The organism is Klebsiella sp. 10 (assembly GCF_018223925.1).
GTDB classification, from domain to species: Bacteria; Pseudomonadota; Gammaproteobacteria; order Enterobacterales; family Enterobacteriaceae; genus Klebsiella; species Klebsiella pneumoniae.
The window spans coordinates 165,675-178,053 of sequence record NZ_JAGRRB010000016.1 but is presented as its reverse complement, the minus strand read 5'-3'; the positions used below and the strand labels follow the sequence as shown (position 1 = coordinate 178,053).

The 12,379-nt window shown below is 57.6% G+C and carries 14 protein-coding genes; 8 read left to right on the top strand and 6 right to left on the bottom strand.

What is annotated here, in order from left to right; translation table 11 throughout:
- Positions 1 to 4: 4 nt before the first annotated feature.
- Entirely contained in the window at positions 5 to 532 is a 528-nt protein-coding gene (locus KHQ26_RS18750; protein WP_004140943.1) for a GNAT family N-acetyltransferase, read from the bottom strand.
- Positions 533 to 651: 119 nt separating this feature from the next.
- Between KHQ26_RS18750 and KHQ26_RS18745 the strand changes: the two genes are divergently transcribed.
- On the top strand, positions 652 to 768 hold the full coding sequence (locus KHQ26_RS18745; RefSeq protein WP_014343361.1) for a hypothetical protein: 117 nt from the start codon (positions 652 to 654) through the stop codon (positions 766 to 768).
- Here KHQ26_RS18745 and KHQ26_RS18740 read toward each other — a convergent pair.
- From KHQ26_RS18740 to yfcG, 3 genes are all read right to left on the bottom strand, one after another.
- Entirely contained in the window at positions 748 to 1,641 is an 894-nt protein-coding gene (locus KHQ26_RS18740) for a TIGR01777 family oxidoreductase (protein ID WP_002913203.1), read from the bottom strand. The two genes, KHQ26_RS18745 and KHQ26_RS18740, sit on opposite strands and share 21 nt — an antisense overlap.
- Before the next feature lie 18 nt (positions 1,642 to 1,659).
- Positions 1,660 to 2,022, bottom strand: a complete 363-nt coding sequence (gene folX, locus KHQ26_RS18735; RefSeq protein WP_002913200.1) for a dihydroneopterin triphosphate 2'-epimerase — start codon at positions 2,020 to 2,022, stop codon at positions 1,660 to 1,662.
- Positions 2,023 to 2,087: 65 nt separating this feature from the next.
- Complete coding sequence (gene yfcG / locus KHQ26_RS18730; protein ID WP_004174988.1) at positions 2,088 to 2,717, bottom strand: GSH-dependent disulfide bond oxidoreductase; 630 nt, start codon at positions 2,715 to 2,717, stop codon at positions 2,088 to 2,090.
- A gap of 180 nt (positions 2,718 to 2,897) precedes the next feature.
- Here yfcG and yfcF point away from each other — a divergent pair, with 180 nt between their 5' ends.
- From yfcF to yfcD, 3 genes are all read left to right on the top strand, one after another.
- Positions 2,898 to 3,536, top strand: coding sequence for a glutathione transferase (gene yfcF, locus KHQ26_RS18725; RefSeq protein ID WP_004174989.1), 639 nt, complete (start codon positions 2,898 to 2,900; stop codon positions 3,534 to 3,536).
- Between the two features lie 62 nt (positions 3,537 to 3,598).
- Positions 3,599 to 4,150, top strand: coding sequence for a phosphodiesterase (gene yfcE / locus KHQ26_RS18720; protein ID WP_004174991.1), 552 nt, complete (start codon positions 3,599 to 3,601; stop codon positions 4,148 to 4,150).
- Positions 4,151 to 4,207: 57 nt separating this feature from the next.
- A complete protein-coding gene (gene yfcD, locus KHQ26_RS18715) occupies positions 4,208 to 4,759 on the top strand; it encodes an NUDIX hydrolase YfcD (protein WP_002913197.1) in 552 nt (183 codons plus the stop codon).
- 92 nt (positions 4,760 to 4,851) lie between these two features.
- Here yfcD and pta read toward each other — a convergent pair whose 3' ends face one another.
- Both pta and ackA read right to left on the bottom strand, forming a co-directional pair.
- Positions 4,852 to 6,999: a phosphate acetyltransferase gene (pta, locus tag KHQ26_RS18710; RefSeq protein ID WP_002913196.1), complete on the bottom strand. Its 2,148-nt coding sequence runs from the start codon at positions 6,997 to 6,999 to the stop codon at positions 4,852 to 4,854.
- Positions 7,000 to 7,199: 200 nt separating this feature from the next.
- Positions 7,200 to 8,402 (bottom strand): acetate kinase, encoded by a 1,203-nt coding sequence (ackA, locus tag KHQ26_RS18705; protein WP_002913195.1) that lies wholly within the window; start codon positions 8,400 to 8,402, stop codon positions 7,200 to 7,202.
- A gap of 337 nt (positions 8,403 to 8,739) precedes the next feature.
- Here ackA and yfbV point away from each other — a divergent pair, with 337 nt between their 5' ends.
- From yfbV to KHQ26_RS18685, 4 genes are all read left to right on the top strand, one after another.
- The gene (gene yfbV, locus KHQ26_RS18700) at positions 8,740 to 9,195 is read left to right on the top strand and encodes a terminus macrodomain insulation protein YfbV (protein ID WP_002913194.1); all 456 of its coding nucleotides are present in this window, start codon (positions 8,740 to 8,742) and stop codon (positions 9,193 to 9,195) included.
- 87 nt (positions 9,196 to 9,282) lie between these two features.
- The gene (locus KHQ26_RS18695; protein WP_002913193.1) at positions 9,283 to 9,777 is read left to right on the top strand and encodes a YfbU family protein; all 495 of its coding nucleotides are present in this window, start codon (positions 9,283 to 9,285) and stop codon (positions 9,775 to 9,777) included.
- Positions 9,778 to 9,788: 11 nt separating this feature from the next.
- Positions 9,789 to 10,457, top strand: a complete 669-nt coding sequence (locus tag KHQ26_RS18690) for a sugar phosphatase (RefSeq protein WP_211777934.1) — start codon at positions 9,789 to 9,791, stop codon at positions 10,455 to 10,457.
- A gap of 76 nt (positions 10,458 to 10,533) precedes the next feature.
- Positions 10,534 to 12,366 (top strand): SLC13 family permease, encoded by a 1,833-nt coding sequence (locus KHQ26_RS18685; RefSeq protein ID WP_004149189.1) that lies wholly within the window; start codon positions 10,534 to 10,536, stop codon positions 12,364 to 12,366.
- Positions 12,367 to 12,379: the final 13 nt, after the last annotated feature.

The following is a 12,379-nucleotide window of genomic DNA, read 5'->3' as shown; positions in this document are numbered from 1 at the left end:
CGGCTCATCCGGCGTCTGCGGACGCCGGATGAGCTTCCCGCTCCAGCCGATAGATCCAGTCATCGTAATCGACGCCGTTCAGATGATAGGCTTTCTCCAGCACCTGGGTGCGCACAAAGCCTTGCTTCTCCAGCAGGCGCGATGAGCCACGGTTTTCACCCAGCACCCAGGCATTGATGGCCTGCACCCCCAGGGTGGTGAAACCATACTCGCAGACCGCCCGCAGCGCTTCGCTGGCATAGCCTTTTCCCTGAGCCTGAGGCAGCAGCGCGTAGCCGACGTCAGCTTCGTGCGGATTTTTCGGACTGATGCGGAGCCCAATATCGCCCAGCGCCTCGCCGAATTTATCGCGCAATACAAACACCCCGGGATCGGCACAGCGACTGACGAAGACGCTGCGCAGCGCCTCCTCGCTTAACACCTCCCCCATAAAACGCATCACCTGCGGATCCTGGCGCAGGCGCAGAAAAAAGGGCCAGTCATCGGTAACAAAGCGGGTAAGCGAAAGGCGTGGTGTGGTGATGGTCGTCATAAAGCAGTCAATACGCAGAAAGAAAAGCCTACCTTAGCACTTTGCTTTGCCAGGTAACACCGGCGAACCGGCCGGCTGGCGGTGAATTCAGGCGATTAAGGGCGCTGGTTGTCCTGAATATGGCGATGCTGCAGCGCCAGGGTGAGGCCATCAAGGCGTGGAGCATGAGCCAGCAGAATGGAATCAGGGGAGCCAATGCTCCCCTGTGTCAGCCATTAACTCAGCACATCCTTTAGCGCTTCGTCCAGATCGTACCAGCGGAAGGCAAAGCCGGCGGCCTCCAGACGCTTTGGCAGCGCGCGCTGGCCGCCGAGCACCAGGACGGCGGATTCCCCCATCAACAGGCGGATAGCGGCGGCGGGAACGCGGAAAATCGCCGGTCGATGGAGCGCATGACCCAGCGCATGGGCGAACTGCTCGTTATGCACCGGGTAGGGAGAAACCATATTGAACGGACCGCGCAGATCGTTATCCAGCAGCCACAGAATGCCGTTAACCATATCGTCGATATGGATCCAGGCCAGGTACTGTCTGCCATTGCCGATAGGCCCGCCGAGGCCGAGCTTAAAGGCGGGTGTCATTTTGCCGAGAATACCGCCCCGCGGAGCCAGTACCACGCCGGTGCGCAGCAGGCAGACGCGGGTGCGCTCGCTTTGCGCTTCGCAGGCAATTTGCTCCCAGCGGGCGCACAGCTTATGGGTAAACTCATTGTGCGGTGGCTCTTCTTCGGTCACCACCACCTCGCCGAGGTCGCCATAGTAGCCGATGGCAGACCCGCTGATCAGCACGGAGGGAGGGGTGTCGCTGGCGTGGATCAGGCCCACCAGCCGCTGCGTGAGATCCCAGCGGCTATGGCACAAGCGTTGTTTCTGCTCGGCCGTCCAGCGTTTATCAGCGATGGGTTCACCCGCCAGATTGATGACGGCATCAATGTCATTGAGGTGGTGATGGCCCTCGAAATCGCGCCACAGGGTGACGCGCGGATCGAGACGGGCGCGGGCGGTATCCGGATGTCGCGTGGAGACCGTGACGCTATGCCCGAGCTCCAGCAATCTGGGTATCAGATGTCGGCCAATCAGGCCGGTACCACCAGTAAGCAGGATCTTCATACCACCTCCCTGACATGGTTAGCGACGCCAGCTCATGGTCATGGACACCGAGTCGGCATAGCGCAGCGCATGAAGTTTATCAATCTCCACTTCAGCATATGTGACCCAGTGATGTTCGCATGCGATATTCAGCACATCCTGAGTTAATTTTTCCAGCAGCGAAAAACGGCCATTCTCAAGATGGCTGATTATGCGCTTGGTAATGGTGCGATAGTTCAGCGCATCATTGATGTCCTCGCTGTCGCGCGCTTTATCGGCAGGGTAGTGAATGGCTACATTCACTACCACGTCCTGGCGGTTGGCGATCTCTTCCTCTTTAATACCAATAAAAGTCCGCAGGCGCAGGTTCTTAATACGAATAATGGCGTCTGGTTGAGACATTGCAGGCTTCCTCCGTGGTGTAAGTCCTGCAATCATACAACAAAGCGCGACGGGCGAGCAGGGGGTTAATAAAGCTGAATTTTTAACATCGCTTCCGCCGTTGCCGGCCGCTGCTTAATGCGCTCATACCAGTTGTGCACCGCCGGATAGTTCGCCAGATCGATACGCTGTCGGACATGGCAGTTCACCCAGGGCCAGGCGGCGATGTCGGCTATACTGTAGTGGTCGCCGCCAAGCCACGGGCTGCATCCCAGACGCTGATTTAGCACCCCATACAGTCGTTGGGTTTCCACCTGAAAACGTTCAATAGCGTAGGGCACGGTTTGCGGCGCGGAGTGGGAAAAATGTTGATTTTGCCCCAGCATCGGCCCCAGCCCGCCGACCTGCCAGAACAGCCACTGCAGCGTGACGTAGCGTTCCCGCAGCTCGCCGCTCAGCAGCTTACCGCTTTTTTCCGCCAGATAGAGCAGGATGGCGCCGGACTCGAAAACGCTCAATGGCGCCCCGCCGTCAGCAGGCATGTGGTCGACGATAGCCGGAACTTTATTATTCGGCGAAATCGCCAGAAACTGCGGATGAAATTGTTCCCCTTTGCCGATATCGACCCGAATTAGCCGATAGGCTAGCTCCGCCTCTTCGAGGAACAGGGTGATTTTGTGGCCGTTTGGGGTGGGTGCATAGTAAAGATCGATCATAATATTTCCCGCCGTCGTGGGTCGCAAACTGTTCGAGTATAGGTGAAGCTGCGCCACCCGGGAGAAATTCCGCAAGCGACCCGGCAGCCAGGCGACGAGTCGTCCGCGCTCGAGCAGTGACATCGCCTGTAAGACAGGCTATGTTGGCTTATTGTCCTGTCTACCACCCTTGAGGAAGCTATGAGCCAGCCTGTCATTACCCTGTGGTCCGATGCCGATTTTTTCTCACCGTACGTGATGTCTGTCTATGTCGCTCTGCAGGAAAAAAGCCTGCCTTTTACCCTTAAAACCGTCGACCTGAACCGCGGCGAACATCTGCAGGCGGGCTGGACAGGCTATGCCGCCACCCGTCGCGTACCGCTGCTGGAGGTTGATGATTTCGCGCTAAGTGAGTCTTCGGCGATTACTGAGTATCTGGATGAGCGTTTCGCGCCGCCGGAGTGGGAGCGCATCTACCCGCATGATCTGCAAAAACGAGCCCGCGCCCGGCAGATCCAGGCCTGGCTGCGCAGCGATCTGATGCCAATTCGTGAAGAGCGATCCACCGCCGTGGTGTTTGACGGGGCGAAAATGCCGGACCTCAGCGAGGCCGGCAGGCAATCTGCGGAAAAGCTGTTTGCCACCGCCACCACGCTACTGGCCCACGGCGGGAAAAATTTATTTGGCGAATGGTCTATTGCCGACGCAGACCTGGCGCTGATGCTCAATCGCCTGGTTCTCAATGGCGATAAGGTACCGGAGGCGCTGGCTGATTATGCGTCTTTCCAGTGGCAGCGGGCCTCAATCCAGCGTTACGTGGCGCTTTCCGCCAAACGCTGAGGCTGATAACCCGCCGCGCTTCCGCTATCATAGAGGCATCGTAACCAGTGGAGATGGAACCTATGAAGCTGATGTTTGCCTCCGATATTCATGGTTCGCTGCCCGCCACGGAACGCGTGCTTGAACGGTTCGCGCAAAGCGGCGCCAGGTGGCTGATCATACTCGGCGATGTGCTCAATCACGGTCCGCGTAACGCGCTGCCTGAGGGGTATGCGCCGGGTGAGGTGGCGGAGCGGTTGAACAGCGTGGCGGAACGCATTGTTGCCGTTCGCGGCAACTGCGACAGCGAAGTGGATCAGATGCTGCTTCGTTTTCCAATGACCGCGCCCTGGCAGCAGGTGCTTAGCGAACGCTATCGCCTGTTTCTGACCCACGGGCATCTCTATAGTCCGGATAATCTGCCGCCGCTGGCCGCTGGCGATGTCCTGGCATATGGCCATACTCATATACCGGTCGCGGAAAAACGCGGCGCAATTTACCTCTTTAATCCCGGCTCAGTGAGTATCCCGAAAGGGGGATATTCCGCCAGCTATGGGCTGCTGGATCAGGGGCGGCTGCAGGTTTTAGCACTCAATGATAATCAGGTTATTGCAGAGGTTGCAATTTACCCGTAATTTAGCCCTCAATCATAAAGACGCGCCGCGAGAGCGCATTTAAAGTAAGGTTTCCTGATGGCGGAACAGAATCATTTGGCAAGCACAGAATGGGTCGATATTGTTAATGAAAACAATGAGGTGATAGCACAGTCCAGCCGCGAGCAAATGCGCGCGCAGTGCCTGCGCCACCGGGCGACCTATATCGTCGTTCATGACGGAATGGGGAAAATTCTGGTGCAGCGACGCACCGAGACAAAAGACTTTCATCCGGGCATGCTGGATGCCACCGCTGGCGGCGTCGTGCAGGCTGATGAGCAGCTGCTGGAATCGGCCCGTCGCGAGGCGGAAGAGGAGTTAGGCATCGCCGGGGTGCCGTTTGCCGATCACGGCCAGTTTTATTACGAAGACAAATTCTGCCGCGTCTGGGGAAGTCTGTTTAGCTGCGTCTCCCACGGGCCGTTCGCCCTGCAGGAAGAAGAGGTCAGCGAGGTGTGCTGGTTAACGCCGGAAGAGATCACCGCCCGCTGCGATGAGTTCACGCCGGACTCCCTGAAAGCGCTGGCGCTGTGGATGACCCGCAACGCCGGTAATGAGTATGATGATGCGGAAGAGAGCGAGCGCGAATAAAGATCGCAAACGCGCGACAGCAATCGTCGCTCGCCTCCTGACGACAAAAAGGCAGCCATTCGGCTGCCTTTTGCTTTGACCACAGCGGCAGATTACTTCTGCTGCTGAGCCGATTGGATCGCGGTCAGTGCGATGGTATAGACGATATCGTCTACCAGCGCGCCACGGGACAGGTCGTTGACCGGCTTGCGCATACCCTGCAGCATCGGCCCGATGGAGATCAGGTCGGCAGAGCGCTGTACCGCTTTGTACGTGGTGTTACCGGTGTTCAGATCCGGGAAGATGAACACGGTCGCGCGGCCAGCTACCGGTGAGTTCGGCGCTTTGGACTTCGCTACGTCAGCCATCACCGCGGCGTCATACTGCAGCGGGCCGTCGATCATCAGGTCAGGACGTTTTTCCTGGGCCAGACGGGTCGCTTCGCGGACTTTCTCGACATCGCTACCCGCGCCGGAGGTACCGGTGGAGTAGGAGAGCATCGCCACGCGCGGCTCGATGCCGAAGGCAATCGCGGATTCAGCGGACTGAATAGCGATTTCCGCCAGCTGCTCGGCGGTCGGGTCCGGGTTGATCGCGCAGTCGCCGTAAACGTAAACCTGTTCCGGCAGCAGCATGAAGAACACGGAGGAGACCAGCGAGCTGCCCGGCGCGGTTTTGATCAGCTGCAGCGGCGGACGAATGGTGTTGGCAGTGGTGTGAACCGCGCCGGATACCAGACCGTCGACTTCGTCCTGTTCCAGCATCAGGGTGCCGAGAACCACGTTGTCTTCCAGCTGCTCACGCGCGACCGCTTCGGTCATGCCTTTGTTCTTACGCAGTTCGACCAGGCGACCCACATAGCTTTCGCGAACCACTTCCGGATCGACGATTTCAATGCCGGCGCCAAGCTCAACGCCCTGGGCCGCGGCTACGCGGTTGATCTCATCCGGGTTACCCAGCAGGACGCAGGTGGCGATCCCGCGTTCAGCGCAAATCGCCGCCGCTTTCACGGTACGCGGTTCGTCGCCTTCCGGCAGAACGACACGTTTGCCGGCTTTGCGCGCCAGCTCGGTCAGCTGGTAGCGGAAGGCTGGCGGAGAGAGACGGCGGCTGCGCTCGGATGTCGCGGTCAGCGATTCGATCCAGTCGGCGTTGATGTAGTTGGCCACGTATTCCTGAACTTTCTCGATACGCTCGTGATCGTCAACAGGTACTTCGAGGTTAAAGCTCTGCAGGCTCAGGGAGGTCTGCCAGGTGTTGGTGTTGACCATGAATACCGGCAGGCCGGTCGCGAAAGCGCGTTCACACAGCTTGCTGATGCGCGCGTCCATTTCATAGCCGCCGGTCAGCAGAATGGCGCCGATTTCCACGCCGTTCATTGCCGCCAGGCAGGCCGCAACCAGCACGTCAGGACGGTCTGCGGAGGTAACCAGCAGAGAACCAGGGCGGAAGTGTTCCAGCATGTGCGGGATGCTGCGCGCGCAGAAAGTCACGGATTTCACGCGGCGGGTATTGATATCGCCTTCGTTAATGATGGTCGCATTCAGATGGTGAGCCATGTCGATCGCGCGGGTCGCGATCAGATCGAAGCTCCATGGCACTGCGCCCAGCACCGGCAGCGTACTGCCTTTCTGCAGCTGAGCCGGGTCAATCTTCACGATTTTTGCTTTCGACGAGTCGTCGAAAATTTCCGACAGGTCAGGACGGGTACGGCCCTGATCGTCGACAGGGGCATTCAGTTTGTTGACGATAACGCCGGTGATGCTGGTATTTTTGGCGCCGCCAAAGCTGTTACGGGTCAGTTCGATACGCTCGTTCAGCTGTTCTGGCGTGTCGGTGCCCTGAGACATCACGAAGACGATTTCAGCGTTCAGCGTTTTGGCGATTTCAAAGTTCAGCGCCTGGGCGAACTGATGCTTACGGGTCGGTACCAGGCCTTCCACCAGCACCACTTCCGCGTCCTGAGTATTCGCGTGGTAGTTGGCAATGATCTCTTCCATCAGCACATCTTTCTGATTGCTGGAGAGCAGAGACTCAACATGGCTCATCTTCAGCGGTTCAGCGGCGGTGGTGGTGGAGGAGCTGGCGCGAACGATGGTGGTGGTCTGGTCTGGGGCATCGCCACCGGAACGCGGCTGGGCGATAGGTTTAAAGACGCTCAGACGAACGCCTTTGCGTTCCATAGCGCGGATCACACCGAGGCTGACGCTGGTCAGACCTACGCTGGTACCGGTAGGAATTAACATGATAGTACGGGACACGGTATATCCTCTTTCGTTACCGCCAGTATCAGGCGGGATACAAAACAGCACCGCCAGCTATCCGTCATATTTCAAGTTGCACGTGCGTTGGCTCTACTTGCTCACCCCGGTGGCGTACGCGCTGTACGCGGCCGGGGTTTTGCTGTGTCGCCGCCTTCCTGCAGCTCGAATTATTGCGGGTCAGGGCTGGCGATGTGGAATTATGCGGTCAGACGGCTGGCGTCTTGCGCGATGACCAGCTCTTCGTTGGTCGGGATAACCACGGCAGGACGGGTGCCTTCTTTGTTGATGAAGCCAGACTTGCCGAAGCGGGCAGCAAGGTTACGCTCATGGTCAACTTCAAAGCCCAGTACGCCCAGTTTACCCAGCGACAGCTCACGCACCATCGCGGCGTTTTCACCGATACCACCGGTGAAAATAACGGCGTCAAGACGGCCGTCCATCAGCGCGGTGTAGGAACCGATGTATTTCGCCAGGCGGTGGCAGTAAACGTCCATCGCGCGTTTAGCGTCGGCTTTTTCCTGATAGTTGTCTTCCACGTAGCGGCAGTCGCTGGTGACTTCGGTCAGACCCAGCAGGCCGGACTCTTTGGTCAGCATTTTGTTGATCGCGTCAACGCTCATGCCCAGGGTGTCGTGCAGATGGAAGATGATGGCCGGATCGATGTCACCGGAGCGGGTACCCATCACCAGGCCTTCCAGCGGGGTCAGACCCATGGAGGTGTCAACGCATTTACCGTTACGGATAGCGGAAACAGAACCACCGTTGCCGAGGTGGCAGGTGATGATGTTCAGCTCTTCCACCGGCTTGTTGAGGATCTTAGCGGCTTCCTGAGTCACGTAGAAGTGGCTGGTGCCGTGCGCGCCGTAACGACGAACGCCGTGCTCTTTGTACAGGCTGTACGGCAGGGCGTAGAGATAGGATTCTTCCGGCATGGTCTGATGGAACGCCGTATCGAATACAGCCACGTTTTTGTCTTTCAGGTGCGGGAAGGATTTCAGCGCTTCAGCGATGCCGATCAGGTGTGCCGGGTTGTGCAGCGGTGCGAAAGACGCGGCGTCTTTAATACCCTGAATTACGGACTCGTCGATCACCACGGAGCTGGTGTATTTTTCACCGCCGTGTACGATACGGTGGCCGATTGCGGTCAGCTGAGCAGACAGTTCTGGTTTTTGTGCCAGAATAGTGTTAACGATAAAGTTCAGCGCTTCACTGTGCGCGGCGCCCGCGCCTAACTCGGCTTCTTGTTTGCTGCCGTCCATTTTCCATTTGATACGGGCTTCCGGCAGGTGGAAGCATTCCGCTAAACCGGACAGATATTCGTCGCCGTTCACGGCGTCAAGGATAGCAAATTTCAGAGAGGAGCTACCGCAGTTCAGAACCAGTACTAACTTACTCGACATGGAAGTACCTTTTTATGATACGTGGCTAAAAAAACGTCAGTGTGTCATTAGCGTAGCGCAGGATGACCTCGACATTTATGATTAACATCATGCCTTGTTCTGTTTTCGGGCACGATGAGAGAAGTACATTTGATTTTATGCCATTTTGCATAATTTTCAGCCAATGGCAGAATATGCGATAATTTGACTAGCCTGGCAAAGAGTCTAACCGCCCTTTCAGGCGGGCACAGGATACCTGATTGCGGCATCCTTTGCCAAAATCTTTTGAACGATGTCATGCATAGTTGGTGTTTTGCACGAATTTTTTAAGTTTTATATGTAAAGTTGAGGTAAAGCCATGTCGACCCCTGAGAAACGCCCCGTTAGCTTCTTTAGCTTGTTCAACCGCGGGCAGCATTACGCAAAGACCTGGCCTCTCGACAAGCGCCTCGCACCGGTGTTTATTGAAAACCGCATTATTCGTGCCACCCGCTATGCCATCCGCATCATGCCGCCAATCGCCATTTTTACCCTCTGCTGGCAGATAGCTCTTGGCGGCCAGCTGGGCCCCGCCGTCGCTACCGCGCTGTTTGCGCTGAGCCTGCCGATGCAGGGACTCTGGTGGTTGGGTAAGCGTTCGGTGACGCCGCTGCCGCCCTCCATTCTTAACTGGTTCTATGAAGTGCGCGGCAAACTGCAGGAGGCGGGGCAGGCGCTGGCACCGGTCGAAGGCAAGCCCGATTATCAGGCGCTGGCTGACACGCTTAAGCGCGCCTTCAAACAACTGGATAAAACTTTCCTTGATGATTTGTAATTCACTACGGAAAACGCATATAAAAGAAGGCGCATGATTTATGCGCCTTCTTTATTTCACGCCCTACCGTGCTACAGGAGTCACAACATGGAAATGACCAATGCGCAGCGTCTGATTTTATCCAATCAGTACAAAATGATGACGATGCTCGACCCGGATAATGCGGAACGCTACCGTCGTCTGCAAACCATCATAGAGCGTGGGTATGGGCTACAGATGCGTGAACTGGACCGCGAGTTCGGCCAGCTGACGGAAGAAACCTGCCGTACCGTTATTGATATCATGGAGATGTACCACGCGCTGCACGTCTCCTGGACCAACCTGAAAGACGCGGCGGGTATCGATGAACGCCGGGTCACCTTCCTCGGATTTGATGCCGCCACCGAAGCGCGTTATCTCGGCTATGTGCGTTTTATGGTCAACGTTGAAGGCCGCTACAGCCATTTTGACGCCGGTACCCATGGCTTTAACTCGCAGACCCCGATGTGGGAGAAATATCAGCGGATGCTGAGCGTCTGGCACGCTTGCCCGCGCCAGTATCATCTGAGCAGTAATGAAATTAATCAAATTATCAACGCCTGAGGGAGGTGCCCGTGCAGTGTAAAGGTTTCCTGTTCGATTTAGACGGGACGCTGGTGGATTCCTTGCCGGTGGTAGAGCGTTCATGGTGCAAGTGGGGCGATCGTTTCGCCATTGACCATGATGAAATTCTCAGTTTTATTCACGGCAAGCAGGCCATTACCTCCATTCGCCATTTTATGCCGGGGCGCAGCGAGGAGGATATCCAGGCCGAATTTCGCTACCTCGAGCAGATAGAAGCCACTGATATTGAGGGTATCGTCGCGCTGCCGGGGGCATTAGCCCTGCTGAATACGCTCAATGAGGCCGGGATCCCGTGGGCGATTGTCACCTCCGGCTCGATTCCGGTTGCCCACGCGCGTCACCGCGCGGCGGGCCTGCCGATGCCTGAGGTGTTCGTCACCGCCGAGCAGGTGAAACACGGCAAACCGGCGCCGGACGCCTATTTGCTGGGCGCCGAGCGGCTGGGTCTGCCTGCCGGGGAGTGCGCGGTGGTGGAAGATGCGCCGGCGGGGCTCCTCTCCGGACTGGCGGCCGGCTGTCGCNNCTGTCGCACTATCGCGGTCAACGTGCCCGCCGATGCCCCTCGCCTGGATGAAGCCGACCTCGTGCTGAGCAGCCTGGAAGATCTGGTGGTTGAACGCCAGACTGACGGCGTGGTAAATGTGCGTCTCAAAGCGTAAACCCATGATTTCGCCCCGCGTCGTCGGGGCTTTTTTATGCCACTATGTCGACTCCCACTTGTGACAAGGAAACGTTGTGAACGGTGAATTGATTTGGGTTTTATCCCTCCTGGCCATCGCGGTTGTGCTGTTTGCTACCGGCAAGGTGCGCATGGATGCTATCGCCCTGATGGTCATTGTCGCCTTTGTCCTCAGCGGAACGCTGACGTTAAATGAAGCTTTTTCCGGATTCAGCGATCCTAACGTGATCCTGATTGCCGCCCTGTTTATTATCGGCGATGGCCTGGTGCGCACCGGAGTCGCCACCAAAATGGGGGCATGGCTGGTGAGCGTGGCGGGGAACAGCGAAACCAAAATGCTGATCTACCTGATGCTCACCGTCGCCGGTCTGGGCGCGTTTATGAGCTCCACCGGGGTGGTCGCCATTTTCATCCCGGTGGTACTTAGCGTCTCGGCGCGGATGAATACCTCGCCATCGCGGCTGATGATGCCGCTGAGCTTCGCCGGGCTTATCAGCGGGATGATGACCCTGGTGGCGACGCCGCCCAACCTGGTGGTCAACAGTGAATTGCTGCGCGAGGGACTGCACGGCTTCAGCTTTTTCAGCGTCACGCCGATTGGCCTGGTGGTGCTGATCCTGGGCATCGTCTATATGCTGGCGGTGCGCTTTATGCTGAAGACGGATAATGGCGACTCCGCACGCGATGGGCGAAAAAGAAGCACCTTCCGCGATTTGATCCGCGAGTATCACCTCACCGGCCGCGCTCGCCGGCTGGCCATCCGCCCGGGTTCGCCGATGATCGGTCAGCGGCTGGATGATTTAAAGCTGCGTGAGCGCTACTGCGCCAACGTGATCGGCGTTGAACGCTGGCGGCGGTTCCGCCGGGTAATTGTCAACGTCAACGGGGTATCGGAATTTCGCGCCCGCGACGTCCTGCTGATCGATATGTCCGCCTCCGATGTCGATTTACGCCAGTTCTGCGGCGAGCAAATGCTTGAGCCGATGGTATTGCGCGGCGAGTATTTTGCCGATCAGGCGCTGGATGTGGGGATGGCGGAGGTGGCGCTGATCCCGGATTCAGAGATGATTGGCAAAACGGTGCGTGAGATAGCCTTCCGCACCCGGTTTGGTCTCAATATCGTCGGCATGAAGCGCGATGGCAAAGCGATGGATGGTTCGGTGGTCGATGAGCCGCTGCAGCTCGGCGATATCCTGCTGGTGGTCGGCAACTGGCGGCAAATTGCCCTGCTGGCGAAGCGCGGCCGGGATTTCGTGGTACTCAATATGCCGGTTGAGGTCGATGACGCTTCGCCGGCCCACAGCCAGGCTCCGCATGCGATTTTCTGCCTGGTGCTGATGGTAGCCCTGATGCTCACCGATGAAATTCCCAACCCGATTGCCGCGATTATCGCCTGTCTGCTGATGGGCAAATTCCGCTGCATCAATGCCGAGAGCGCCTACAAGGCGATCCACTGGCCGAGCATTATTTTGATTGTTGGGATGATGCCGTTTGCCCTGGCGCTGCAAAAAACCGGCGGGGTGGATCTGGTGGTGAAGGGACTGATGGATGTCGCCGGAGGCGAGGGGCCTTATCTGATGCTCGGCTGCCTGTTCATGATGTGCGCGGCGATTGGGCTGTTTATCTCAAACACCGCCACGGCGGTGCTGATGGCGCCTATTGCCTTAGCGGCGGCGAAGTCAATGGGCGTCTCTCCCTATCCTTTTGCCATGGTGGTGGCGATGGCGGCTTCGGCGGCGTTTATGACCCCGGTCTCCTCGCCGGTTAACACCCTGGTGCTTGGCCCTGGCAAGTACTCATTTAGCGATTTTGTCAAAATAGGCGTGCCCTTTACCATACTGGTGATGGTGGTCTGCGTCCTGCTGATCCCGGTACTGTTTCCGTTTTAAGATATTCTGGCCG